At 72.2% G+C, this 23835-nt stretch carries 19 protein-coding genes, 3 tRNA genes and 1 pseudogene; 15 read left to right on the top strand and 8 right to left on the bottom strand.

Annotation, left to right across the window (positions count from 1 at the left end; translation table 11 throughout):
• Positions 1–23: 23 nt before the first annotated feature.
• The 3 genes from ACWD3E_RS10445 to ACWD3E_RS10435 form a co-directional block, all read right to left on the bottom strand.
• Positions 24–1010, bottom strand: coding sequence for a DUF5926 family protein (locus ACWD3E_RS10445; protein ID WP_451387154.1), 987 nt, complete (start codon positions 1008–1010; stop codon positions 24–26).
• 136 nt (positions 1011–1146) lie between these two features.
• A complete protein-coding gene (locus tag ACWD3E_RS10440; protein WP_451387153.1) occupies positions 1147–1785 on the bottom strand; it encodes an ATP-binding protein in 639 nt (212 codons plus the stop codon).
• A 178-nt stretch (positions 1786–1963) separates the two neighbouring features.
• Positions 1964–2791: a glycerophosphodiester phosphodiesterase gene (locus tag ACWD3E_RS10435; RefSeq protein ID WP_451387152.1), complete on the bottom strand. Its 828-nt coding sequence runs from the start codon at positions 2789–2791 to the stop codon at positions 1964–1966.
• Positions 2792–3022: 231 nt separating this feature from the next.
• Here ACWD3E_RS10435 and ACWD3E_RS10430 point away from each other — a divergent pair, with 231 nt between their 5' ends.
• The 3 genes from ACWD3E_RS10430 to ACWD3E_RS10420 all read left to right on the top strand — a co-directional run bounded on the left by ACWD3E_RS10430 (position 3023) and on the right by ACWD3E_RS10420 (position 5818).
• A complete protein-coding gene (locus ACWD3E_RS10430; protein ID WP_451387151.1) occupies positions 3023–4504 on the top strand; it encodes a trypsin-like peptidase domain-containing protein in 1482 nt (493 codons plus the stop codon).
• A 115-nt stretch (positions 4505–4619) separates the two neighbouring features.
• Positions 4620–4706, top strand: a tRNA-Ser gene (locus tag ACWD3E_RS10425).
• A gap of 524 nt (positions 4707–5230) precedes the next feature.
• On the top strand, positions 5231–5818 hold the full coding sequence (locus ACWD3E_RS10420) for a DUF2637 domain-containing protein (RefSeq protein WP_451387150.1): 588 nt from the start codon (positions 5231–5233) through the stop codon (positions 5816–5818).
• 12 nt (positions 5819–5830) lie between these two features.
• Here the strand turns inward: ACWD3E_RS10420 and ACWD3E_RS10415 are convergent, their stop codons facing one another.
• A complete protein-coding gene (locus tag ACWD3E_RS10415; protein WP_451387149.1) occupies positions 5831–6721 on the bottom strand; it encodes a bifunctional DNA primase/polymerase in 891 nt (296 codons plus the stop codon).
• Between the two features lie 367 nt (positions 6722–7088).
• Here ACWD3E_RS10415 and ACWD3E_RS10410 point away from each other — a divergent pair, with 367 nt between their 5' ends.
• The 8 genes from ACWD3E_RS10410 (at position 7089) to ACWD3E_RS10375 (ending at position 14901) form a co-directional block, all read left to right on the top strand.
• Entirely contained in the window at positions 7089–7403 is a 315-nt protein-coding gene (locus ACWD3E_RS10410) for a hypothetical protein (protein WP_451387148.1), read from the top strand.
• A gap of 222 nt (positions 7404–7625) precedes the next feature.
• Positions 7626–8777, top strand: coding sequence for an acyl-CoA dehydrogenase family protein (locus ACWD3E_RS10405; protein ID WP_451387147.1), 1152 nt, complete (start codon positions 7626–7628; stop codon positions 8775–8777).
• Positions 8778–8788: 11 nt separating this feature from the next.
• Positions 8789–9760 carry a bifunctional MaoC family dehydratase N-terminal/OB-fold nucleic acid binding domain-containing protein gene (locus ACWD3E_RS10400; RefSeq protein WP_451387643.1) on the top strand — a complete coding sequence of 324 codons (972 nt, stop codon included), beginning with the start codon at positions 8789–8791 and terminating at the stop codon, positions 9758–9760.
• Position 9761: 1 nt separating this feature from the next.
• Positions 9762–10793 (top strand): acyl-CoA dehydrogenase family protein, encoded by a 1032-nt coding sequence (locus ACWD3E_RS10395; protein ID WP_451387146.1) that lies wholly within the window; start codon positions 9762–9764, stop codon positions 10791–10793.
• Between the two features lie 16 nt (positions 10794–10809).
• Positions 10810–11205, top strand: coding sequence for an acyl dehydratase (locus ACWD3E_RS10390; protein WP_451387642.1), 396 nt, complete (start codon positions 10810–10812; stop codon positions 11203–11205).
• Entirely contained in the window at positions 11202–12368 is a 1167-nt protein-coding gene (locus tag ACWD3E_RS10385; protein ID WP_451387145.1) for a lipid-transfer protein, read from the top strand. The genes ACWD3E_RS10390 and ACWD3E_RS10385 overlap by 4 nt, the downstream gene beginning before the upstream one ends.
• Before the next feature lie 158 nt (positions 12369–12526).
• The gene (locus tag ACWD3E_RS10380) at positions 12527–13084 is read left to right on the top strand and encodes a SigE family RNA polymerase sigma factor (RefSeq protein ID WP_451387144.1); all 558 of its coding nucleotides are present in this window, start codon (positions 12527–12529) and stop codon (positions 13082–13084) included.
• A gap of 173 nt (positions 13085–13257) precedes the next feature.
• Positions 13258–14901 carry a long-chain fatty acid--CoA ligase gene (locus ACWD3E_RS10375; protein WP_451387641.1) on the top strand — a complete coding sequence of 548 codons (1644 nt, stop codon included), beginning with the start codon at positions 13258–13260 and terminating at the stop codon, positions 14899–14901.
• Between the two features lie 127 nt (positions 14902–15028).
• Here the strand turns inward: ACWD3E_RS10375 and ACWD3E_RS10370 are convergent, their stop codons facing one another.
• On the bottom strand, positions 15029–16300 hold the full coding sequence (locus ACWD3E_RS10370; protein ID WP_451387143.1) for an MFS transporter: 1272 nt from the start codon (positions 16298–16300) through the stop codon (positions 15029–15031).
• 115 nt (positions 16301–16415) lie between these two features.
• Here ACWD3E_RS10370 and ACWD3E_RS10365 point away from each other — a divergent pair, with 115 nt between their 5' ends.
• Positions 16416–16997 (top strand): TetR family transcriptional regulator, encoded by a 582-nt coding sequence (locus tag ACWD3E_RS10365; protein ID WP_451387142.1) that lies wholly within the window; start codon positions 16416–16418, stop codon positions 16995–16997.
• Between the two features lie 69 nt (positions 16998–17066).
• On the opposite strand, the gene ACWD3E_RS10360 is transcribed toward ACWD3E_RS10365, so the two are convergent.
• Together ACWD3E_RS10360 and ACWD3E_RS10355 are read right to left on the bottom strand one after the other, a co-directional pair.
• Positions 17067–21401, bottom strand: coding sequence for a PAS domain-containing protein (locus ACWD3E_RS10360; RefSeq protein WP_451387141.1), 4335 nt, complete (start codon positions 21399–21401; stop codon positions 17067–17069).
• Positions 21402–21636: 235 nt separating this feature from the next.
• The gene (locus tag ACWD3E_RS10355; RefSeq protein WP_451387140.1) at positions 21637–22104 is read right to left on the bottom strand and encodes an SSI family serine proteinase inhibitor; all 468 of its coding nucleotides are present in this window, start codon (positions 22102–22104) and stop codon (positions 21637–21639) included.
• 176 nt (positions 22105–22280) lie between these two features.
• Between ACWD3E_RS10355 and ACWD3E_RS10350 the strand changes: the two genes are divergently transcribed.
• Together ACWD3E_RS10350 and ACWD3E_RS10345 are read left to right on the top strand one after the other, a co-directional pair.
• A tRNA-Ser gene (locus tag ACWD3E_RS10350) sits at positions 22281–22371 on the top strand.
• Between the two features lie 205 nt (positions 22372–22576).
• Positions 22577–22649, top strand: a tRNA-Arg gene (locus tag ACWD3E_RS10345).
• A 394-nt stretch (positions 22650–23043) separates the two neighbouring features.
• Here ACWD3E_RS10345 and ACWD3E_RS10340 read toward each other — a convergent pair.
• Complete coding sequence (locus ACWD3E_RS10340) at positions 23044–23265, bottom strand: hypothetical protein (protein WP_451387139.1); 222 nt, start codon at positions 23263–23265, stop codon at positions 23044–23046.
• Positions 23266–23473: 208 nt separating this feature from the next.
• On the opposite strand from ACWD3E_RS10340, the pseudogene ACWD3E_RS10335 reads away from it, so the two are divergent.
• Positions 23474–23835: pseudogene (locus ACWD3E_RS10335) on the top strand (DNA-directed RNA polymerase subunit alpha); the annotation flags it as partial.

The raw sequence follows: 23835 nt of genomic DNA, 5'->3' as shown, positions 1-23835 counted from the left end.
CCATGACACGCGCGCGCGGGGCATCAGCTGAGCGTGACCTGCCGGTTGGTCAGCCCGCCGCGCGCCCGGCGCTCGTCGGTCGTGAGCGGCTCCCGCACCGCGAGGGCGGCGGCGAGGCGCTCGGCGAATTCGGCGGCCGGCTTCTCGATGTCCTCGGCACCGACCCCGCTCGGCAGGTCCCAGACCGGCACGGTGAGGCCGTGAGCACGGAAGGAGCCCACGAGCCGGGTGCCCTCGCCGAGGCTGGAGCGGCCCGCCGCGTGCAGCCGCGCGAGAGCGTCCAGAAGCTGCTCCTCCGGATGCGGCATGACCCAGCGCAGGTGGTTCTTCTCCGGGGTCTGGCACCAGTAGGCCGCGTCCACGCCGGTCAGCTTCGCGGTCGGGATGGCGGCGGCGTTGGCCCGCTCCAGGGACGCGGCCACCTCCGGGGCGGCGTTCTCCGCGTCCGGCACCCAGAATTCGAAGCCGCTGTGCACAACTGGCTCGAACGCGCCTTCAGGGTCGAGCAGATCCTGCAGCCGCGGACCGTCGGCGGGGGCGCGGCGGCCCTGTACCGGGGTGCCGGGCTCGGCCTCCAGCGCGCGCAGCAGGGTGTCGGCGAGGTCGCGGCTGATGTCGCCGGACGCGGTGTCGTTCTGGAGGCCGAGCAGCACCGAGCCGTCGTCCCGGCGCAGCGCCGGCCAGGCCATCGGCAGCACGGTGGCGAGCACGACCGACGGGACGCCCTCGGGCAGGCCGTCCTTGAGGGGCAGTTCGACCGTGGCGGCCGGGACCAGTTCCCGCAGCGCCACCCAGTCGCACTCGCCCGGCAGCCCCTCGAACGGGCGGTGCACCAGCTCGGTCGCGGCGTGCGCGGCGGCCCGGCCGTGACACGCCTTGTAGCGCCGGCCGCTGCCGCAGGGGCAGGGCTCACGGGCGCCGACAACCGGAACCTGTCCATCAGCGCCTACGGCGCGGGCCCCGTCCGTGATCTGCGGCTTGGCCTTCGTCTGGGGTCGCTTCTTGGCCATGGTTGGGTCTCCCGGTTACGGCTCGTCTGGTACGGGCGGGAGCCTAGCCGTTCGAGCCGTGGCCGACGGGAACCTGCGGACAACGGACACGTGGGTCCCCGGCAGTCCGGCAGGAGTCCGGCGGGCACCGGAGAAGTCAGTCCAGGTCCTCGAACGCGTCCGCGAAGTCCAGTTCGGCCAGGGCCGGTACCGCGGAGGCCGCGACGCGCGTAGCGAAATCCCCGCCGTGGCACCCGGCATCCGGATCATGAACGTCCGCGTGGACCACGACCCAGACCGTCACCTCGCCCTGGATCTCGTCCCGTACTCCCCAGTCGTCGGCGAGGGCCGTGATGATGTTCAGCCCCCGGCCGCCGTGCGCGGTCACCGAAGGGGTGGCCGGAGCCGGGCGGGTCGGGCCGCCGCCGTCCGTCACCTCCACGATGAGCCGCCCCCGCGGGTCCACCCGCCATGCCGCGCGGACGTCGCCGTCACCGGCCGACACGTCGCCCAGTGGCCGCCCGTGTTTGCAGGCGTTGCTCAACAGTTCGGAAAGAATCAATACGGCGTCGTCGATGACCGATTCGGATACACCCCCGCTGCGCAGTTGCGCACGCATTCGGTGTCTCGCCTTCCCCACGCCCGCAGGGCCATGGGGAACGGCCATGCTCGACGACGTGGGCACCTCCTGTGCCACCACCAACGCCACCCCCGAGACCTCCTTTGCCCCACGCCACGGTGTGGATGCCCCATTGGCCTGTACCGGAAACCGGCCAATCCTGTTCCGGTGACGCATTCGTAACGACTACATACGGAGCGAACGCGCCGGAGCACTCCCCGTGACGGGTCTCTGGTCGTGTGGCTTGATTTCGGTGGTCTGGCCGAGAAGGGAGCATCCAGGAGCCGCGTGCCCGGGTCAAGGGGTGCGGGCCCGTCTTTACCCGACTCTTGGGCTGCTCACGGGCGTGGCCGGCTCAGCGGCCGAGCTGGCGCAGCACCGCGCGCGGGCGGTTGGTGATGATGGCGTCGATGCCCAGTTCGACGCAGAGGTCGACGTCCTCGGGCTCGTTCACGGTCCACACGTGGACCTGGTGACCGGCGCTTTTCAGCCGCTCGATGTAGGTGGGGTGGTTGCGCACGATGCGGATGGAGGGGCCCGCGATCCGCACGTCCCCGGGCAGGCGCCCGTCGCGCAGCCGGGGCGAGAGCCACTGCACCAGGTAGACCGTCGGCAGGGTCGGGGCGGCGGCCCGGACGCGGTGCAGGGAGCGGGCGGAGAAGCTCATGACCCGGACCGGGGACTCGGCGGCGCCGGCCGGCGCGTCCAGGCCGAATCGCTTCAGCAGTGCCAGCAGCCGCTCCTCGACCTGGCCCGCCCAGCGCGTGGGGTGCTTGGTCTCGATGGCCAGTTCCACCCGCCGCCCGGCGTCCGAGACCAGCTCCAGCAGGCGCTCCAGGGTGAGCACGGAGGTGTCGCCGCGGTCCTCGGGCCGCTGCACCCAGTCGGGCTCCTCGTCCCGTCCGCGCCAAAGCTCGCGAGTCTTCCAGGAGCCGAAGTCCAGGGCGGCGAGTTCGGCCAGCTCCAGCGCGGAGACGGCGCCGCGGCCGTTGGAGGTGCGGTTCACCCGCCGGTCGTGGACGCAGACCAGGTGGCCGTCGGCGGTCAGCCGTACATCGCACTCCAGGGCGTCCGCGCCGTCCTCGATCGCCTTCCTGTAGGCGGCCAGGGTGTGCTCGGGGGCATCTTCGGAGGCTCCCCGATGGGCGACGACCTGGATGGAGCGCTGTGGTGCGTGTGTCACTGCGTCATGGTGCCACCGTCGAGACGTACGCGGGGTGGCGTAAGCACGTCCGTGGGGTGAACGAGGGCGAGCACCCTGCTCGTGTATGTAAGTTTTGACAGAAATGTCCCTTGTAAAGAGTGGTCGTGAACCCACAGCCACGGCTTATGGTGCTCTGACGGCCCGTGGGAAAAGCTGACTGCATACAACAGCCGTGGATCGAGCAACAGCCGTGGATCGAGGAGAAGAGCTGTGAGCACCGAGAACGAGGGCAACGCGGTACCTCAGGCCCCGTCCGCACCTCCCGTGCCGGTGGCAACTCCCGCTGCTTCCCCGCAGGGCGCCGCGCCCGACGGGAACGCGCCGACGGCTCCGCTCCCGCCGGTGCCCGCCACGCAGGCCCAGGACACCCCCGCCGAGGGCGCCCAGCCGCCCTCCCCCGCCGCTCCTGACGGCTCCTGGCCGCCTCCTCCCTCGTCGGCCACGCCCGCGTACGGCGACGGCGGCGCGGGCGCTTACGGCGCCCACGGTGCCGGAGCCGGTGGGGCCGGCGACGGCGGTGCGGGGGCCGGCTGGGGAGCGTCGTACCAGCAGCCCGCGCCGGGGCCCCGCAACGGGCGCGGCGGACTGGTCGCCGCGGTCCTGGTGGCGGCGCTGGTCGCGGGCGGCCTGGGCGGTGGCCTCGGCTACACGCTGGCCAAGGACAACGACAACAACGGCTCCACCACCGTCTCCGCCTCCGACGGCAGCGCCACCCAGGTCAAGCGCGCCCCCGGCACGATCGCGGGCGTCGCCGCCAGGGCGCTGCCCAGCACGGTCACCATCGAGGCGGAGAGCACCAGCGGCGAGGGCGGCACCGGCACCGGGTTCGTCTTCGACACCCAGGGCCACATCGTCACCAACAACCATGTGGTGGCCGACGCGGTGAACGGTGGCAAGCTCACGGCCACCTTCCCCAACGGCAAGAAGTACGACGCCGAGATCGTCGGCCACGCGCAGGGCTACGACGTCGCCGTCATCAAGCTCAAGAACGCGCCGTCCGACCTGAAGCCCCTCGCCCTCGGCGACTCCGACAAGGTGGCCGTCGGCGACGAGACCATCGCCATCGGTGCCCCGTTCGGCCTGTCCAACACGGTCACGACGGGCATCATCAGCGCCAAGAACCGCCCGGTGGCCTCCAGTGACGGCAGCGCCAGCAGCAAGGCCTCGTACATGAGCGCCCTGCAGACCGACGCGTCCATCAACCCCGGCAACTCCGGCGGCCCGCTGCTGGACGCCGCCGGCGCGGTGATCGGCATCAACTCCGCGATCCAGTCGACCAGCAGCGGCGGCTTCGGAGGCTCCGGCCAGTCCGGCTCGATCGGCCTGGGCTTCGCCATCCCGGTCAACCAGGCCAAGTACGTCGCCCAGCAGCTGATCAAGACCGGCAAGCCGGTGTACGCCAGGATCGGTGCGTCCGTCTCCCTGGAGGAGTCCACCGACGGCGCGAAGATCACCGACCAGGGCGCGGGCGGCTCTTCCCCGGTCGAGGCGGGCGGCCCGGCCGCCAAGGCGGGCCTCAAGCCCGGTGACGTCATCACCAAGCTGGACGACATGGTGGTCGACAGCGGCCCGACTCTGATCGGCGACATCTGGACCCACAAGCCGGGCGACAAGGTCACGATCACCTACAAGCGGGGCGGCCAGGAGCACACGGTGGACCTCGTCCTGGGCTCCCGCCAGGGCGACAACTGACCCGCCGCGCGCGCGTGAGCGCCGGGGCGCCTCTCTCGGGAGGAGGCGCCCCCCTCACGTTCCGCCGTGCGGCCGGTACGCTGTACCCCGCCCTGCCGATCACAGGCAGGCGCCGGGAGGTGTGCCCGAGCGGCCGAAGGGAACGGTCTTGAAAACCGTCGTGGCAGCGATGTCACCGTGGGTTCAAATCCCACCGCCTCCGCGTGCACGTTGATCAGAAGGGGTGTCCCTCACCGAGGGGCATCCCTTCTGCTTTTCCTATTTCTTCTTCTGCTTCTCCATGAGGCCCGTCTCGCCTCGGTCCGACATGTCTGCCGTTCAAGCGTTTGAACGACATCCCGTTTAATTCGTTCGTGTGGGCCGATCACCCAATCGCCGTACAGCCTCTTCTCTGAGAACCTTCGTTAGGCAGACCAGGTACGGAGAAAGGATTCTTCTGTTGATCGGCAACTCATATGGGTTGACTAACAGCGGAAGCATTTCCAACTTATCGGATGATTTTCTGAACGAGATCAGGGCGATGAGAACCGAACGTGTACCGGCGCGGCCGTCCGGGTTCCGTGCTCTGGACGGAACGATCTGAAAAGGGCATGGAAGAAACAGATGGACTGGTACAACGACCGAGCGAACTTCTACAGCCCGCAACACCCTCTGACGACTGAGTACGGGACACTGCACCCCTACGAAAGTGTCCCCTTCCCCGCCCAGCAGCCCTGGGACGACGCGATGCTGGACGCCACGCTGAGCCGCCAGAACCTGGATGAGGAACTCACCCAGATGCTGTCCACGGTGTCGGGCCCGAACCCGCCTCCCGCCCCGGTGGACCAACCGCTCCGCAGAAGCGACCGGCGGCGTATGCGGTCGAAATCGCACGTCCTCAAGGGTGATCAGCGCATCACCCAGGTGACGGTCCTGTTCGCCATTATCTCGGCGTGTGCGGCGTGTCTGATGGCTTGGTCCATCACCTATACCTATGGCCAGCTCCGCACGATCGCCGAGTTCGTACTGCCCCCGAATCTGGCCCAATGGTGGCCGCTCACGGTGTACGGTCCGTGGTTCGTCGCGGCTCTCTCGATTCTCCGGGCGACCGTTCAGCACCAGCCCGCGAACCGGTCCTGGGGTGTCCTCCTCGCCACCTCGGCCATGGCGGTGGCCCTGTGCGTCAGCCACTCGTCCCGCTCCATGCTGGCGTTCGTGACGCTCGGAATTCCACCGGTCACGTCCCTGGTGTGCTTCTGGGAACTCGTCGGCCAGGTTTCCTCCAGGCAGGGCGTCCGGAGAGGGGCGCACGCGCAGCAGCGTTCGAAGACTTGAGGACCGGTCCTCTCACGGGCGGTGCCCTGTCATCCTGGCCGCCGACGCGATCGTCGCCCGTGCCTCGCGTTCCGTCAGGCCGGTGTTGAGGGCCGCCTCGATCAGCGGGGTGAGCAGGGCCGGGCCGATGCCGTTCTCGTAGGCGCGGCACGCCGCCCAGAACAGGCGGGTGTTGCGCTGGCCCTCGTGCGCGGTCAGGACGAAGTGGACCAGGCCCCGGCCGTGGTCGCCGGGCGGCGTCGGTGTGGGCGTCGGTGGGGATGTCCGGTGCGGGGTGCGTGGCGGCGGCAGGAGCAGGCGCAGGAGGGCCGGCGGGCACGGTGCCGGGGGCAGGTGCGCGGTGCCCGGGGCGGTGGCGTAGACGCCGTGGTCGGTGCGGGAGCCGGGGCCGACGAGGTAGCCGCCGGCGCCCCGGATGTCGATGCCGGGAGCGAGCCGGCCGGCCGAGTTGGGGACGACGACGTCCGGCGGGCCGGTCAGCCACAGGTGGCGGCCACCGCTCGGGGTGAGGACGACGACCGTCTCGGGGATCGTGAACAGGTGCCGCAGGGCCAGTTCGCGCAGGGCGACCGAGGAGTCCGTGGCCGACTTGGTGTCGAGGTCGACGCCGATCAGGTGGTGCGGGGGCAGCCCGCAGGCGATGCCGTAGCCGGTGGCCCAAGGGGCGGCGGCGAAGAGTTCGCGGATGCGGACCGGGTCGGCCGAGGCGTCGTACACGCCGTGGCCGAAGCGACCGCATTCGCCGCGGCAGGGCGGCCGTGCCGTGCCGGGGTCGTCGCGGTGGGGGGAGCGCAGGGCCGGGAGCTTTGTCCGGGACAGGGGGATGACGGCCAGTCCGCGTTCGGCGGCTGACAGGGCGTGTGCGAGGGCCAGCGTCGTGGCCTGCCGGTCGGTGGTGGCCATGCCTTCAGTTTCGTACGCACGTTCGAAAATGGGAAGGGGGCCGGTGTCGACGCGCCGGGGGGGCGGGGGCGCCGGCCGGAACGGTGACGGAACGGTTCACCTCTTGTGGCGCTTGGGATTAAAAGTCCGCCTCATCCCCTGTTGGGGCGTGAAGGGATTAAAAGGGGCGTTGGGGGTTTAGCGACTTGTCATCACGCTTGCGTGCTAATCGGGGCTTCCCGGGGGGTTCGCCGGGGATCCGGTGGGCAACTCTGGACTCGCGACGTCGTCCAAAACAGTCCAGGCGGTCGGCCAACTGCCTTGGCGTAAGCCGTAGTTCACGTACTTCCGGCCTAAGGGCCCGAGTGCTGGTTCTGGAGGAACAAACATGGCAAGCATCCGTACCGCCCGCGTTCTCGCCGCCGTTTCCGCTCTCCCGCTCGCAGCCGCCCTCTTCGCCGGTGTCGCAGCCGCGGACAACGGTGCCTTCGCGGACGACGGATCGAACGCGGGCGTGTCGAGCATCATCGGCAGCGGGGTCGGTCACAACAACAACGGCAACTCGTCCACCACCCAGCAGAACGCGGTCGGCTCCGGCGCCTCGAACCAGAGCAACACGGCTCAGGTGAAGGGCTCTGCCTGGACGGCCATCCAGCAGGGCAACGACAACGTCGCCATCAACTTCACCCACCTGTGGTGGTGAGCCTCGGCTGAGGTCCCTCGTGGGGAGGGCCCTCGTGGGGTGTGCTCCGGGGTCGCAAGGCGACTGCGCGGCGGTGCTTCGGCGCCGCCGCGCAGGCGTTTCCCGGGCCGTGGAGTCCGAGGCGGCCCACCTTGACAGGGCGGCCCGCCTTGACACTCGCAAGGATCTGACGGACAGTCAGAAACTGTTTCCGTCAGGTCCGCGAGGCCGGGAGGGCCCGTCGTGCACCTCGCTCCCACCGAACGGCAGCAGCGCCTGCGCGCCGAACTCCGCGCCTACTTCCGGTCCTTGATGTACCAAGGACGTGGACACGACGACGGGCGGGCCCTGTTGCGCCGTATCGGCGCCGACGGCTGGCTGGGGCTGGGCTGGCCGGTCGAGTACGGCGGCCAGGGGCGCGGTGCCGACGAGCAGTTCGTGTTCTTCGACGAGGCCTACAGGGCGGGCGCCCCCGTCTCGATGGTCACGCTCAACACCGTCGGACCCACGCTCATGAGGTACGGCAGCGAGGAGCAGAAGGCCCGCTTCCTGCCCCGCATCCTCAGCGGCGAGTTGGTCTTCGCGATCGGCTACAGCGAGCCCGGCGCCGGCACCGACCTCGCCGCGCTGCGGACCCGGGCCGTACGGGAGGGCGACGGGTGGCGGATCGACGGGCAGAAGATCTTCACCTCGGGCGCCCAGCACGCCGACTGGATCTGGCTGGCCTGCCGCACCGCCCCGGACGCGCCCAAGCACCAGGGCATCTCCGTCATCCTCGTGCCGACCGAAGCCCCCGGGTTCTCCTGGACGCCGATCGGGACGGTCGGCGGGCAGACGACGACGGCCACCTACTACGACGGCGTCCGCGTCCCCGCCGGGAACCTGGTCGGCGCGGAGAACGGGGGCTGGTCCCTCATCACCACCCAGCTCAACCACGAGCGGGTCGCCCTCGCCGCGACCGGGATGCAGGCCGAGGAGTTCCACGCCGCCGCGCTCGCCGCCGCCCGTAACCCCGATCCGGTGACGGGCAGGCGCCGCATTGACGAGCCGTGGGTGCGGTTTCGGGCGGCCGAAGCCCATGCCCGTCTGGCGGCATCGCGCCTGCTCAACTGGCGTCTGGTGGGAGATGTGGCGGCCGGTCGGACAGCCCCGGGAGACGCCAGCGCGGTGAAAGTCGCGGGAACGGAATCGGCTGTCGCGACGTATCGCATGTGTCAGGAGATCGCCGGAGACGCGGCACTGATCCGCTCCGGTTCGCCGGGGGCGTTCGGGGACGGCGAGCTGGAGCGGCTGAACAGGGCGGCACAGATCAACACGTTCGGGGGCGGGGTGAGCGAGGTGCAGCGGGAGATCGTCGCGACGATGCGGCTCGGGCTGGCGAGGGGGCGGCGGTGAGCGTCCCCGGGATGGAGCCGGACGGGCTGGAGGTGCGGCTCAAGACGTTCGAAGGGCGGCCGGCCGTCGTCGCCGGGGTGGGCAAGGACCCGGTCAACGCGCCCATGATCCGGCACTGGTGCGAGGCGCTGGGCGACACCAACCCGGCGTACGCGGGTCCGGACGCCGTCGCCCCGCCCACCATGCTCCAGGTGTGGACGATGGGCGGCCTCTCGGGCCACGAGGGCCGCACGGACGCCTATGACGAACTCCTCGGCCTGCTGGACGAGTCGGGCTGTACGTCCGTGGTGGCCACCGACTGCGAGCAGGAGTATCTGCGGCCCCTGCGGCCGGGCGACGAGGTCACCTTCGACGCGGTGATCGAGTCCGTCTCCGACCGCAAGACGACGAAGCTGGGCACGGGGTACTTTGTCACGACCTGCATGGACGTACGGGTGGACGGCGAGCTTGTCGGCACGCACCGCTTCCGCATCCTCAAGTACGCCCCGGCCCGTGCCGGATCGCCGGCCCACCGGGAACCCAAGGTCCAGCCCGGAACCCGGGCCCGGCGTCCCCGGCCGGTGGTCAACCGGGACAACGCCGGGTTCTGGATGGGCGTCGCCGAGCAGCGGCTCCTCATCCAGCGCTGCACCGGCTGCGGCACCCTGCGCCACCCCTGGCTGCCCGGCTGCAACGCCTGCGGCTGCCTGGACTGGGACACGGTCGAGGCGAGCGGCGCGGGCACGGTCCACTCGTACGTGGTGATGCACCACCCGCCCTTCCCTGCCTTCGAGCCCCCTTACGCGGTCGGCCTGATCGAACTCGCCGAGGGCGTGCGGATGGTGAGCAACGTGGTGGGGGTGCCGTACGACAAGGTGCGCATCGGCCTGCCGGTGCGGGTGGAGTTCCGGACCTACGACAACGGCGACGACGGGGACGGGGACGGGGGCGAGGGCGGCGCGCTGGTCCTTCCCGTCTTCCGGGTCGTCGAAGGCGAGGGCTGACATGGACTTCACGCCCACCGAGGCCCAGGCCGAGGCCCGGGACCTGGCCGCGCGGATCTTCGGCGACCTCGCCACCCACGAGCGGCTCACGGCCGCCGGCAGCGGCAGCGACCCGGAGCTGTTCAAGGCCCTGTGCGGGGCGGGCCTGGTCGGCGCGGCGGCGGACCTGGGCCTGCTCGGGCTCGTGCTGCTCCTGGAGGAACAGGGGCGTACGACGGCCCAGGTGCCGTACGCGACGACGTGCGTGTACGGCCTGCTGGCGGTCGCCGCGCACGGCACCCCGGAGCAGCGGGAGCGGCTGTTGCCGGGCATCGAGGACGGCTCGGTGGTGGTGAGCGGGGCGTTTCCGGCGCAGGGGGGTGTGCGGGCCGCCGCGCCGGGCGAGCTGACCGGCACCGTCCCTGCCGTCCCCTGGCTGCGCGACGCCACGCATGTGCTCGTCGCCGACGCGGACCGGCAGCTGTGGCTGGCCCCGCTCGGCGAGGGCACCGAGGTCACACCGGTCGAGCTGACGGCCCCCTGGTCGGCGGGGCGGCTCACCCTCGACCGGTCACCGGCGGAACCCCTCGGCGGCCCGGGCACCGGCGCCTACGCCGATGTCCTGGCCACCGCCCGCACCGCCTTCGCCGGGCTCCAGGCCGGGGTGTGCGCGGGAGCGCTGGCGCGGGCCGTGGCGCATGTGAACACCCGGGAGCAGTTCGGGCGCCCGCTGGCCACCCGGCAGGCCGTCCAGCTCCGCGCCGCCGACGCCCACCTGGACACCGAGGCGATCCGGGTGACGGCGTACGAGGCCGCCTGGCGGCGCGACGCGGGGCTGCCGTACGCCACGCATGCGCTGACCGCCGCCTGGTGGGCGTCCGAGGCCGGGCAGAGAGCCGTCCACACCGGTCAGCATCTGCACGGCGGGGCGGGAGCCGATGTCGGTCATCCGGTGCACCGGCACTTCCTGTGGGGGAGGCAGCTGGACGCCTATCTGGGCTGCGGGAGCGAAGTGCTCCAGGAACTGGGGGAGTTGATCGCCGATGGGGAGTGAGAGGAGGGCGGCGGCGCTGCGGGCGGGCGCCGAGCTGCCGCCGCTGGAGATCCCGGTCACGCGCACGCTGATCGTCGCCGGGGCGATCGCGTCACGCGACTACCAGGACGTGCACCATGACGCGGAACTGGCCCGGCAGAAGGGGTCTGCGGACGTCTTCATGAACATCCTGACGACGAACGGCCTCGTCGGCAGATATGTCACGGACCACTTCGGCCCGACGGCGGTGCTCCGCAAGGTCGGCATCCGGCTCGGCGCGCCCAACCATCCGGGGGACACGATGGTGTTGACGGGACGGATCAAGGAGGTCGACGGGGACACGGTGACGGTGCGGGTGATCGGGGCCAACGCCGTCGGCCGGCATGTCACCGGCACCGTGACGGTCGTTCTCCCCGACGGAGGCGCGTCATGAGCGTGCGCACCAAGGACTCGCTCGGCGGGCGGGCCGCCGTCGTCGGGATCGGGGCCACCGAGTTCTCCAAGGACTCCGGGCGCAGCGAGCTGCGGCTGGCGGTGGAGGCGGTGCGGGCCGCGCTGGACGACGCGGGGCTGACCCCGGCGGACGTCGACGGCCTGGTGACGTTCACGATGGACACGAGCCCCGAGATCACGGTGGCCCAGGCCTGCGGGATGGGCGAGCTGTCGTTCTTCTCCCGGGTCCACTACGGCGGCGGAGCGGCCTGCGCGACCGTCCAGCAGGCGGCGCTCGCGGTGGCGACGGGCCTGGCCGAGGTGGTGGTCTGCTACCGCGCCTTCAACGAGCGCTCGGGCCGCAGGTTCGGCGCGGGCGTGCGGCACCGGGAGCCGTCGGCGGAGGGCGTGGCGCTCGGCTGGGCGTTGCCGTTCGGGCTGCTCACCCCGGCCTCCTGGGTGGCGATGGCGGCCCAGCGGTACCTGCACACGTACGGGCTGACCCCGGAGGTGTTCGGGCACGTGGCCGTGGTGGACCGCAGGTACGCGGCGACCAACCCGGCGGCGTACTTCCACGGCCGGCCGATCACCCTCGCCGACCACGCGGCGTCCCGCTGGATCGTGGAGCCGCTCAGACTGCTGGACTGCTGCCAGGAGACCGACGGCGGCCAGGCCCTGGTGGTCACCTCCCTGGAGCGGGCCCGGGACCTGCCGCAGCCGCCCGCGGTGATCGCGGCGGCGGCGCAGGGCGCGGGCCGGGCCCAGGAGCAGATGACCAGCTTCTACCGGGACGACCTGGCGGGTCTGCCGGAGATGGGCGTGGTGGCCCGCCAGCTCTGGCGCACCTCCGGGCTCGGACCGGCCGACATCGACGTGGGGATCCTGTACGACCACTTCACCCCGTTCGTGCTGATGCAGCTGGAGGAGTTCGGGTTCTGCGGAAAGGGGGAGGCGGCGGACTTCGTGGCCGCGGAGGGGCTGCCCCTCAACACGCACGGGGGCCAGCTCGGGGAGGCGTATCTGCACGGGATGAACGGGGTGGCGGAGGCGGTGCGGCAGCTGCGGGGCACGGCGGTGAACCAGATACGCGGGGTGGCGCGGACCCTGGTGACGGCCGGTACCGGGGTGCCGACGTCCGGCCTGGTCCTGGCGGCGGACGGCTGAGCCTCCTCGGGGGCGCCTCGGGGTGGAACCCGGAGGCGGCCCGGCCCTCCGTCCACCTTCAGGAGGTGTAGCCGGCCCCACCCCTACAACCTGAGGGGGACTCCGCTTCGGGACCTGCGGCCGATCCGCCGCCGGCGGGCCGCTCCTAGCGTGGAGCCATGACCACACTCGTCTGCACCAGCGCCTCGGCCGCCGCCGCACCCGCGCGGCAGACCCCGTCCTACCCGTCGTTCGCGTCATATGTGAGGGCCCGCCAGCCGGTCCTGCTGCGTACCGCGCGCTCGCTCACCGCGAACCCGTGCGACGCCGAGGATCTGCTGCAGACCGCGCTGGCGAAGACGTACCTGGCCTGGGAGCGGATCGAGGACTACCGGGCGCTGGACGGCTATGTGCGCCGGGCGCTGCTGAACACGCGGACCTCGCAGTGGCGCAAGCGCCGGGTGGAGGAGTTCGTCTGCGACGAGCTGCCCGAGCCGGAGCCCGTGCCCGGCGAGGACGACCCGGCCGAGCGGCAGGCGCTGCACGACGCGATGTGGCGGGCGATCATGAAGCTCCCGGCACGGCAGCGGGCGATGGTCGTCCTGCGGTACTACGAGGACCTCAGTGAGGCCCAGACCGCCGAGGTGCTCGGGGTGTCGGTGGGCACGGTGAAGTCGGCGGTGTCCCGAGCGCTGGGCAAGCTGCGGGAGGACCCCGAGCTGGGGCTGGCGCGCTGAGGCGGGGCAGGACCCGCACGGCTCCCGGGAGGCCTGCGGACATCCCGAACGGTACGTGACGTGATGCATCGTGCGGACCTAGTGACATACCGCTTGGTATGCGCGCAGAATCAGCCCATCCCCTTACCACCGAGTAGGCAGAGCCGCCCCGGGAGGACGCCGTGCTGAGCACCATGCAGGACGTACCGCTGACCGTCACCCGCATCCTCACGCACGGAATGACCGTGCACGGACGCTCCCAGATCATCACCTGGACGGGGGAGGCCGAGCCGCAGCGGCGCAGTTTCGCGGAGGCCGGGGCACGCGCGGTGCAGCTGGCGAACGCCCTGCGGGACGAGCTCGGCATCCTCCCGGATGATCGGGTTGCAACGCTGATGTGGAACAACGCTGAGCACGTCGAGACGTACTTCGCGATCCCGTCCATCGGCTCGATCCTGCACACGCTCAACCTGCGGCTGCCCGCCGAACAGCTGGTCTGGGTCGTCAACCACGCCGCCGACCGCGTGATCATCGTCAACGGCTCGCTGATCCCCCTGCTCGCGCCGCTGCTGCCCAAGATGGCCACGGTGGAGCACATCGTGGTCTCGGGCCCCGGTGACCGCACTCTCCTCGACGGCGCCTCCGCGCAGGTGCACGAGTACGAGGAGCTGATCGCGGGCCGCCCGACCACCTTCGACTGGCCGGAGCTGGACGAACGCCAGGCCGCCGCCATGTGTTACACCTCCGGCACCACCGGCGACCCCAAGGGCGTGGTGTACAGCCACCGCTCGATCTACCTGCACTCCATGCAGGTCAACATGACCCAGTCGATGGGGCTGACCGACCAGGACACCTCCCTTGTCGTGGTCCCCCAGTTCCACGTCAACGCCTGGGGCCTGCCGCACGCGAGCTTCATGACCGGCGTCAACCTGCTGATGCCGGACCGGTTCCTGCAGCCCGCCCCGCTCGCCGAGATGATCGAGGCCGAGAAGCCGACCCACGCGGCGGCCGTCCCCACCATCTGGCAGGGCCTGCTCGGCGAGCTCACCGTCCGCCCCCGCGACGTCTCCTCCCTCGGCCAGGTCACCATCGGGGGCTCGGCCTGCCCGCCCTCCCTGATGACGGCCTTCGACGAGCTCGGCATGCGGGTCCGCCACGCCTGGGGCATGACGGAGACCTCCCCGCTCGGCACGGTGTGCCGTCCGCCGGCCCACGCGCTCGGCACCGACGAGGAGTTCGCCTACCGCCTCACCCAGGGCCGCTTCCCGGCCGGCGTCGAGGCCCGGCTGACCGGCCCCGACGGCGAACGCCTGCCCTGGGACGGGGAGTCGGCGGGCGAGCTGGAGGTGCGCGGCAACTGGATCGCGAGCGCCTACTACAACGGCCCCGACGCCGAACCCCTGCGCCCCGACGACAAGTTCAGCGAGGACGGCTGGCTGAAGACGGGCGACGTGGGCACGATCTCCCCGGACGGCTTCCTCACCCTCACCGACCGCGCCAAGGACGTCATCAAGTCCGGCGGCGAGTGGATCTCCTCGGTCGAGCTGGAGAACGCGCTGATGTCCCACCCGGACGTCGCCGAGGCCGCCGTGGTCGCCGTACCGGACGAGAAGTGGGGCGAGCGCCCGCTGGCCACGGTCGTCCTCAAGGAGGGTGCCGGCGCCGACTTCCTGAGCCTGCGCGCCTTCCTCGCCGAGGAGGGCCGCATCGCCAGGTGGCAGCTCCCCGAGCGCTGGACGATCGTCGAGTCGGTCCCGAAGACGAGCGTGGGCAAGTTCGACAAGAAGGTGCTGCGCCGGCAGTACGCGGACGGCGAGCTGGAGATCACCACGCTCTGAGCCGCCTTCTGAACCACGTTCTGAAGCACGGTCACAGCCGTACGGGCGCCCCGCTCACAACCGTGGCGGGGCGCTCCGCTCGTCTCCGTAGGGGACTCATCCGGCACGGGACTCGTCCGTACGGGACTCAACGCCGTACCCGGCGCCCCGCCCCCACGGCCGTGCTCGCCCAGCCCAGCAGCAGCCACACGCCGGCCACCGCGCACACCCCGCTCCACCCCCAGTGGCCGTACGCCGGCCCGGCCAGGGCGGAGGCGACGGCGCCGCCCGCGAAGCTCGCCACCATATAGGCGGTGTTGGCGGTCGCGGGGGTGTCGGTGGTGGTGAGGGCGAGGGTCTGGTTGGCGATGAGGGAGGCGACCAGGCCCGCGTGGAGCAGGACCGCGCCCGCGAACAGCGCGGCGAGCGCGTGCCCGCCGAGCCAGAACAGCGGGACGCAGACGGCGGAGAGCAGGTAGGCGGAGCGGGCCACCTTCGCGGCGCCGAAGCGGTCCACGAGCCCGCCCGCGAGCGGCGCCACCGCGCTCGCCGACAGCCCGAACAGGCCGAACAGCCCGGCCGTGGCGGTCGACAGGCCGTACCGGGGGCCGGTCAGCAGCAGCGTCAGCGAGGTCCACAGGGCGCTCCACGCGCCGTACATCCCGGCCTGCCGGACGCAGGCGCGCCACAGGTCGGGCGAGCGGCGGACGAGGCCCGGCAGGGCGGTCAGCCCGGCGAACAGCGGGCCGCTGCGGCGCGGGCGGTCCTCCCGGGGCAGGGCCCGGGCGGTGGCCAGGCCCAGCAGCGCGGTCAGGGCGGCGGCGCCGGCCAGGACCACCCGCCAGCCGTACGCCTGCCCGATCAGCCCGCCGAGGACGCGGGCCGCGACGATGCCGACGAACAGCCCGGCGATGACGGCGGCGACATGGCGGGCCCGCCGGTCGGCGGGGGCGCGGGCGGCCACCAGTGGGACCAGCAGCTGCGGTACGACGGTGGCCGCGGAGGCCACCAGGACGGCGGCGGCCAGCGCGGTGGTCCCGGTCGCCGCGGCTCCGGCCGCGAGCGCGGCGGCGGCGACCAGCGAGAGGACGCCGACCAGGCGCCGCCGGTCAAGGCTGTCGCCGAGCGGGGCGAAGAAGAGGAGGCCGGCCGCGTAGCCGAACTGGGCGACCGAGGCGATCCAGGCCACCCCGGAGGGCGTCGCGCCGAAGCTGCGGGCGATCAGCGGGAGCAGCGGGGCGGCGAGATAGATGTTCGCGGCGGTGACCGCGGTGCAGAGCGCGATGAGGGCGAGGAGGAGGCCGGGGTTGCCGGAGTCTCGGCCCGTGCGGGTCCCGGCGTACGGCCGGACCCCAGGGGCCTCAAGAGTCCCCTGTACCCCACGGACCTCATGTGTGGCGGTGACGGATGTCTGCGGCATTGAGCATTCCCAACTAACTGGTTGGTTGCTTGTCTGCCGGACAGTCTGCGCCACCCTCCGAATCGCTGTCAACCAAATAGTTGGTTACTTGCCGTCCGGGTCCTACCCTGTCCCCATGGCAGCAGTCAGGGACCCCGAGGCCACCAAGGCCCGCATCTTCGACGCGGCGGTCGCCGAGTTCGCTCAGCACGGCATCGCGGGCGCCCGCATCGACCGCATCGCCGCCGCGGCCAAGGCCAACAAGCAGTTGATCTACGCCTACTTCGGCAACAAGGCGGAACTGTTCACCCAGGTCCTCGGCAGGTGCATGGTCGACCTGGCTGCCGCCGTGCCCGTCGACCCCGACGACATCGAGGGCTGGGTCGACCACCTCCTCGACTACCACGCCGCCCACCCCGAGCTGCTGCGCCTGCTCTTCTGGGAGGGCATCGAGTACGGCACCGCCGAACTGCCCGACGAGGCACAGCGCCAGGACCACTACGCCCGCAAGGTCGCCGCGATCGAGGACGGCCAGGCCCGGGGTGTGGTCACGGACGCGATCCCGCCCGGCGACCTGCTGTTCCTGATCGTCGCCATGACCAACTGGATCGCCGTCGTACCGCAGATGGGCCGCATCATCACGGGCGCCGAGGACACCGACCGCGCCCGCCTGCGGGCCTCGATCAAGGAGGCGGCCCGCAGGCTGGTGGCCAAGTAACAGGCCCTGGTCGGAGCCCTGGTACCCCAGCCGTCCGGCTGGAGTACCAGTTCGTACCCGGCTGGAGTACTAGTTCGTACCGATGCGTGCGAGCAGGTCGACGATCCGCGACTGCACCTCGGCGCTGGTGGACCGCTCGGCGAGGAACAGCACGGTCTCGCCCGAGGCCAGCCGGGGCAGGTCGGCGGGGTCGACGGCGGCGGTGTAGACGACCAGCGGGGTGCGGTTGAGCTGCCCGTTCGCGCGCAGCCAGTCCACGATCCCGGCCTGCCGCCGGTGCACCTGCATCAGGTCCATCACGACGAGGTTCGGCCGGAACTGCCCGGCCAGCGTCGCCGCGTCGGCGTCGTTCGCGGCCCGCGCCACCTGCATCCCGCGCCGCTCCAGCGTCGCGGTCAGCGCCAGCGCGATCTCCGCGTGCTCCTCGATGAGCAGGACGCGCGGCGGGTGCTGCTCGCTGTCCCGCGGCGCCAGCGCCTTGAGGAGCACGGCCGGATCGGCGCCGTACGCGGCCTCGCGCGTCGCCTGCCCGAGCCCGGCCGTGACCAGCACCGGGACCTCGGCGGCGACCGCCGCCTGACGCAGCGACTGCAGGGCCGTACGCGTGATGGGCCCGGTCAGCGGGTCCACGAACAGCGCGGCGGGGAAGGCCGCGATCTGCGCGTCGACCTCCTCGCGCGAGTGCACGATGACGGGCCGGTATCCGCGGTCGCTCAGCGCCTGCTGGGTCGTCACGTCCGGCGCGGGCCACACCAGCAGCCGGCGCGGGTTGTCCAGCGGCTCCGGGGGCAGCTCGTCGTCCATCGGCTGCGGGCGCGGGGTGTCCGCGACCTCGACGGCCCCGCCGGGACCGTCCAGCGGCTCGGGCCCCTCGGCGGCGTTCACGTCCGGGGCGCCTATGGCGTACGACCGTCCGGCGCCCTCGGTGCCAGGGGCGCCCGGGACGAGCAGCGCCTGACCGGCGAGGGACGGCTGTGCGGGCATCGGCTGCGCGGGCGGCACCGCGGCCGGCGGATGCGGGCGGGCCTCCTGCTCCGGCTGCTGCTGTGCCTCCGGGCGGCCGGCCGGGTCGGGCGGCGTGCCCAGCTTGCGGCGGCGGCCGGAACCGTTCGGCGCGTGCGGGGGCGGGGTCGCCGTCGGCTGCTGCACCTGCGCGGCCTGCCGCGCGAACGGCACACCCTGCCCCAGCGTCCGCACGCTGATGGCGCGGCCCTGGGTCGAGTTCGGGTCGATCGCGGCTGCCGCGGCTGCCGCGGCGGCCTCGGCGGGCAGCGGCTGAGCGGCCCGCGGCGGCTGGACACCGGCGTGCTCCGGCGGGAGCGGGGTGCCGGGCGCCGGGGTGGCGGGTCCCGCCTGGGGGGCGTGCGCGGCCTGCGGGGCCGGGGGTACGGGGGTGCCCGCGCCCGGGGTCTCGTCGGCACCGGGCCACTGCTGCGGGGCGGTGGCCGCGGAGGTACCGGCGGCCGGAGTCGGCACGCCCTGCGCCGCCGGGGCCGCCTGGGCCTCCGCGGGCAGCGGCTGGGCGCCGCCCAGGGTGCCCCCGGCCGGGGTGGGCTGTCCGGCCGGGGGCACGGGTACGCCCTCGGCAGGGGTGCCCTGCGCGGACACGGCGGCCGGAGGTACGGCGGTCTGGGGGACGGCGGCCGGGACGGGGATGCCCTGCCCGGCCGTGCCCTGCGCCGGGATGCCGTGGACCGGGGTCGCCTGACCGGCGGGGGCCGGAGCCGTGGCCTGAGCCTGCGTCGGCAGACCCTGCGGGGCGACCGGCTGCGCGACCTCCGTCGGCTGGGCAACCGCCCGGCGGCGTCGGCCGGTCGGGGCGCTGGTGGGATGCGGCTGCGGCGGGGTGTGGTCCTGGGCCTGGTCGAGCGGTGCGGCGTCGTGCCGTCCGTCCTCACCGGGGACGTGCTCGACGGCCACCGGCAGCTGCGCGGGCACCGGCACCGTCTGACCGGCCGGACCGGTCCCCTGCGGCAGCTCCGCCGCCATGCCCGTCGCCGCGTCCGCGGACTGCGGTGAGCGGTCGGCCTCGGCGGGCGGCAGGGCGAAGACCGGACGCGGGCCGGCCGCCTCCTGGGCCGCGGCACGCTCGGCCGCGGCGGCGAGCGCACGACGGCGCCGGCCGGTCGGCTGGCCACCCTCGGCCGGCACGGGCTCCGCACCCGGCCCGGCGGCGGGCAGTGCGGGCGGCAGGGCGGCCTGCGGTGCGTCGGAGTCGCGGCGGGCACGCCGTCCCGTGGGGGCGGGCACGCCCTGCGGCGGCACGGCGCCGCCGAGTCCCGTACCGGCCGCGGCGGTTCCCGCGGCATGCTCGGCCGCGGTCACCACGGCACCTTCGGCCGCCGTACCGCCGCCGCTGCCGTTACTGCCGTTACTGCCGTTCTCGTCGCCGGAGCCGCCGTCGGCGGACCGCCCGCGCCGTCGCCCGGTCCCGCCGGACGCCTCGGTGGCAGCCTCGCCGTCCGCGCCCGGCAGGGCCCCGTGAAGGGTTGCCTGCGGCAGCTCTTCGGCCGCCCCGGCCCGCCTGCGGCGCCGCCCGGTCGGTACGGCCGCCTCCGGCCCGCCGCCCTCGGACCCGCCCGGAACCTCGCTCTCCAGGAAGGCGTCCGTGGAGGCCCGCCGGCCGCGCCGACGTCCGCCACCGGTGCCCTGCCCGGCCGCGGCGGTGCCCTCGGCCGGAGTCTCGTCGTGCGCGCTGCCGTCCTGGCCCCCGTCGGCGCCCGCCCCCGCGGAAACGGCCCCGGCCCCGCCGCCGAGCGGCACTTCGAGGACGTACGCGCTGCCGCTCATGCCCGGCACCTCGTGCGTCTGGAGCACGCCGCCGTGGGCGCGGACGATCCCGCGCACGATCGGCTCGTGGACCGGGTCTCCCCCGGCGTACGGCCCGCGCACCTCGATCCGCGCGACCTCGCCGCGCTGGGCCGCCGCGACCACGACGGTGTTGTCCAGGTAACCGCCCGCGGAGACGGGCGAGTTGCCGGTCGCGTCGACACCCGCCACATCCGCCACGAGATGCGCGAGCGCGGTGGCGAGCCGCTGCGGGTCGACCTCGGCCTCGATGGGCGGCGCGTGCACGGCGAACTGCACCCGCCCCGGCCCGATCAGCTCGACGGCCCCCTCCACGCCGGCGGCGACGACGGCGTCCAGCATCACCTTCGTACGGGTGACGTCCTCCGTGCCCGCGTCGAGGCGCTGGTAGCCGAGGACGTTGTCGATGAGGGCGGTGATGCGGGAGTACCCCGCGGAGAGGTGGTGCAGCACCTGGTTGGCCTCGGGCCACAGCTGCCCGGCGTCGTCGGCGGCCAGGGCGGACAGCTCGCGCCGCAGCTGGTCGAGCGGGCCGCGCAGCGACTGCCCGAGCAGCGTCAGGAGCTGCTCGTGCCGCCCGGCGAGGGCGTCGTAGCGGTCCTTCTCGCGCTCGGCGAGCGAGGCGTACCGCTCCTCGCCGGCCGCCAGCTCCTCCTGGTGCCGTTCGCGCAGCTCCTCGGCCTCGGTGACGTGCTGCTGGCGCAGCGCGGTGAGGTCGGAGGCGTGTTCCTCGGAGAGCCGCTCCAGCTCGTCGGCGTGCGCCTTCTCCAGCGCGGCCTTCTCGTCGGCGAGGGTGTCGTACGGCCGCCGGTCGGCGAAGGTCATCACGGCGCCGACGAGCTGGTCGCCGTCGCGCACCGGCGCGGTCGTCAGGTCGACCGCGACCTTCTCCCCGGCCTTGGAGAACAGCACCTGCCCGCGCACCCGGTGCTTGCGCCCGGAGCGCAGGGTGTCGGCGAGCGGCGACTCCTCGTACGGGAAGGGGGAGCCGTCGGCGCGCGAGTGCAGCACGAGGGCGTGCAGCTCCTTGCCGCCCAGCTCACCGGCCCGGTAGCCCAGTATCTGAGCGGCGGCCGGATTGACGAGCACGATCCGCCCGTCGGTGTCGGTCCCCACGACACCTTCGGAGGCGGCCCGCAGGATCATCTCGGTCTGCCGCTGCGAGCGGGCCAGCTCGGCCTCGGTGTCGACGGTCCCGGACAGGTCCCGGACGACGATCATCAGCAACTCGTCGCCGGTGTAGCCGTAACCGTCGTACGCCTGCTGCCCGTTCTCCAGGTTCGCGCTGGTGACCTCGACCGGGAACTCGGAGCCGTCGGTCCGCCGCGCGATCATCCGGGTGGGCTTGGTCCGCCCGTGCGGGTCCATGTGATCGGGGCGCCGCATGGAGCCCGGGATCAGTCGCGAGTCGAACTGCGGCAGCAGATCGAGCAGCCCGCGCCCGACGAGCGCCGTGCCCGGCGCCTCGAAGGTCTCCAGCGCGATGGTGTTGGCGTTGACGACGGTTCCATTGGCGTTGACCAGGACCAACGCGTCCGGCAGCGCGTCGAGTATGGCTGCGAGGCGAGCAGCGCCTCGGGATGGCCTGCTGCTCACGAGACGCTTCCTCCCTGTTACCGCACCTTGCCGACCGCTCGGGCCATCTTGCCAACCGGCCCGCGAGCTGTCACGCGAGGGAGTCTAAGGGCATGAGTTGCGCTCGCGACGCCGGATGCGGGGGAGGTCCCACGACGAAGTGAAGGCGAACACGTGACCGTATGCTCCGGCGCGCCGACGGCTCCCCGGACCTTCGCGGGACCTCTACGGCACTGCCCGTTCCGTCATGGACCGGCTACGTGGGTGAACCGAGCGAAGGCAGCAAAGGAACCATCCGGTCCCACCGCCTGGTCTCACAGCCGTTGCTGCGGTCGTACGCCGCGTCGACCGGGCGTCCGGCCCAGGTACCGGTGACGTGGGCGGTGGCCGGTCCGCCGTAGAGCATGGTGCACTCGGTCTCAGGGGCCACCGGGGCGAAGGTGTCCCGCCCCCACCGAGTGTTCGTGTCGAGGATGCGGCAGGCGCCCGCCACATCCGGGTGCCGCCCGCCTTCCGGATGGCAGAACACCTCGTACGTCCCGTCCCGCCCCGCCCCCGCGTGCTGGACGACGACAGTGAGGTGATCACCCGGGCCCGGCCCGGCGGCAGCGGCGGCGGGTACGGCACCCAGGGCGCCGCCGGCACCGAGGACACCGAGCGAACCGGCGAGGGCCGCGACGAGGCCCCGGGACGAGGCGATGGACCGCGACAGCGCAGAAGTCATGCCGTGCCCAACGCGCACCCGCGCCGAACGTTCCGCCCGCCCCCGCGACTGGCCGGGGGAAGCCCTTTGCCCTGTGGCCTGCCTCCCTAGTACCGTGGGGGGCGATTGGTGACACCGCACCCGACTGTGTCATCATCTGCACGCACCACTCGCGCGCTCGCGGGAGCGGTTGTGCTGGAGGCGTCGCCTAGTCCGGTCTATGGCGCCGCACTGCTAATGCGGTTTGGGTCTTAAAGCCCATCGAGGGTTCAAATCCCTCCGCCTCCGCATCTGATCCCGAAGCCCCGGTCCCCAGGACCGGGGCTTCGGCGTTCCCGGACTCGATGGGTCCCAGATGGGTCAGGTCCGCGTTTTCGCAGGTCACAAGGGGTGTGCGGATCGGATTTCACATGACGGCGGCAGTCATGTAATGTTCTTCCTGTCGCCGGGACGGGCCGAAAGGCCGGGAACGGAGACAAAAACAAAAGAACAAGCACTCGTAGCTTAACGGATAGAGCATCTGACTACGGATCAGAAGGTTGCAGGTTCGAATCCTGCCGAGTGCACAACAAATCAGAGGCCCTGTGGAGTGATCCACAGGGCCTCTGGCTTTTGCCTTGACGGCAGTTCCATCACGGGCCAGGCGATGGTCAATGCCCATGCACCGGAGACGGCCCGCGGTCAGGTGTCCGGACCGCGGCGCGCGTGAGAGCTAAGCGGCCTCGGATTGCGTCGCACGCATGCCCCAGGCGGGCTCCTGCACCTCCTCGGGCAGGAAGGCCTCGTCTTCCCCGAAGTCCGGGGCCTGGAAGGGGTTTGTCGTCGGAGGCGGCGATGCCGGAGTGGCACAGCGGGGCTGCCCTTCCAGGGCAGAGAACAGCGACGTCAGATTGATGAGAGGTCTCGCTTTCGTTGCAGGTCCCTGAAGGGGCCTGGCGTGCCGTGACCGGGCACAGCGGTCTAGAGCTTGGTCATCTTGGCGTACGGGCTCAAGATCCGCACTTGCTCCGAGCCGAAATCCACGAGTGCCGCGATTCCGTCCTCGATGCCGATCACCCGGCCGAGGCCGTAGGCGTCGTGAGTGACCTGGTCACCCACGGCGAAGTGCTTGGGAGCCGACGTGACCGGGGCCTTGAAGGGGCTGGTGGGCAGATGACGCTTCGGTGCAGCAGGCTTTGTCATTGCCCCCAGTATGCGCCTACGAACTGCCCTGGTGGCTACCTCGCCGATCGGTGGACTTCACTCCAGCAAGAGCTGAACCTGCCGACGGCCGGCAGGCAGACGGGTGGGGCCGGGCGGTTCGGCTTCGTATGAGGCCGCAGCGCCCGTACCCTTCGGGGACCACGGCGTCAGATAGCGGGCGTCCACGAAAGAAGGATCTGATCCACACATGCTGATCGCTCAGCGTCCCTCGTTGACCGAAGAGGTCGTCGACGAGTTCCGCTCCCGGTTCGTGATCGAGCCGCTGGAGCCGGGCTTCGGTTACACCCTCGGCAACTCCCTCCGTCGTACCCTCCTCTCCTCGATCCCGGGTGCCGCCGTCACCTCGATCCGGATCGACGGTGTCCTGCACGAGTTCACCACCGTGCCGGGCGTCAAGGAGGACGTCACCGACCTGATCCTCAACATCAAGCAGCTGGTCGTCTCCTCGGAGCAGGACGAGCCGGTCGTGATGTACCTGCGCAAGCAGGGCCCGGGTCTGGTCACCGCCGCCGACATCGCGCCCCCGGCCGGTGTCGAGGTGCACAACCC

Source organism: Streptomyces sp. NPDC002676 (assembly GCF_053592455.1).
This window is presented reverse-complemented; position numbering and strand designations above follow the sequence as displayed.

Coding starts and splice junctions, on each gene's coding strand:
- ACWD3E_RS10445 (WP_451387154.1), bottom strand. CDS start 1,010: ATGGCCAAGAAGCGACCCCAGACGAAGGCCAAGCCGCAGATCACGGAC.
- ACWD3E_RS10440 (WP_451387153.1), bottom strand. CDS start 1,785: ATGCGTCACCGGAACAGGATTGGCCGGTTTCCGGTACAGGCCAATGGG.
- ACWD3E_RS10420 (WP_451387150.1), top strand. CDS start 5,231: ATGCTGGACGCCACGCTGAGCCGCCAGAACCTGGATGAGGAACTCACC.
- ACWD3E_RS10415 (WP_451387149.1), bottom strand. CDS start 6,721: ATGGCCACCACCGACCGGCAGGCCACGACGCTGGCCCTCGCACACGCC.
- ACWD3E_RS10410 (WP_451387148.1), top strand. CDS start 7,089: ATGGCAAGCATCCGTACCGCCCGCGTTCTCGCCGCCGTTTCCGCTCTC.
- ACWD3E_RS10400 (WP_451387643.1), top strand. CDS start 8,789: ATGGAGCCGGACGGGCTGGAGGTGCGGCTCAAGACGTTCGAAGGGCGG.
- ACWD3E_RS10395 (WP_451387146.1), top strand. CDS start 9,762: ATGGACTTCACGCCCACCGAGGCCCAGGCCGAGGCCCGGGACCTGGCC.
- ACWD3E_RS10385 (WP_451387145.1), top strand. CDS start 11,202: ATGAGCGTGCGCACCAAGGACTCGCTCGGCGGGCGGGCCGCCGTCGTC.
- ACWD3E_RS10380 (WP_451387144.1), top strand. CDS start 12,527: ATGACCACACTCGTCTGCACCAGCGCCTCGGCCGCCGCCGCACCCGCG.
- ACWD3E_RS10375 (WP_451387641.1), top strand. CDS start 13,258: ATGCAGGACGTACCGCTGACCGTCACCCGCATCCTCACGCACGGAATG.
- ACWD3E_RS10370 (WP_451387143.1), bottom strand. CDS start 16,300: ATGCCGCAGACATCCGTCACCGCCACACATGAGGTCCGTGGGGTACAG.
- ACWD3E_RS10365 (WP_451387142.1), top strand. CDS start 16,416: ATGGCAGCAGTCAGGGACCCCGAGGCCACCAAGGCCCGCATCTTCGAC.
- ACWD3E_RS10355 (WP_451387140.1), bottom strand. CDS start 22,104: ATGACTTCTGCGCTGTCGCGGTCCATCGCCTCGTCCCGGGGCCTCGTC.
- ACWD3E_RS10340 (WP_451387139.1), bottom strand. CDS start 23,265: ATGACAAAGCCTGCTGCACCGAAGCGTCATCTGCCCACCAGCCCCTTC.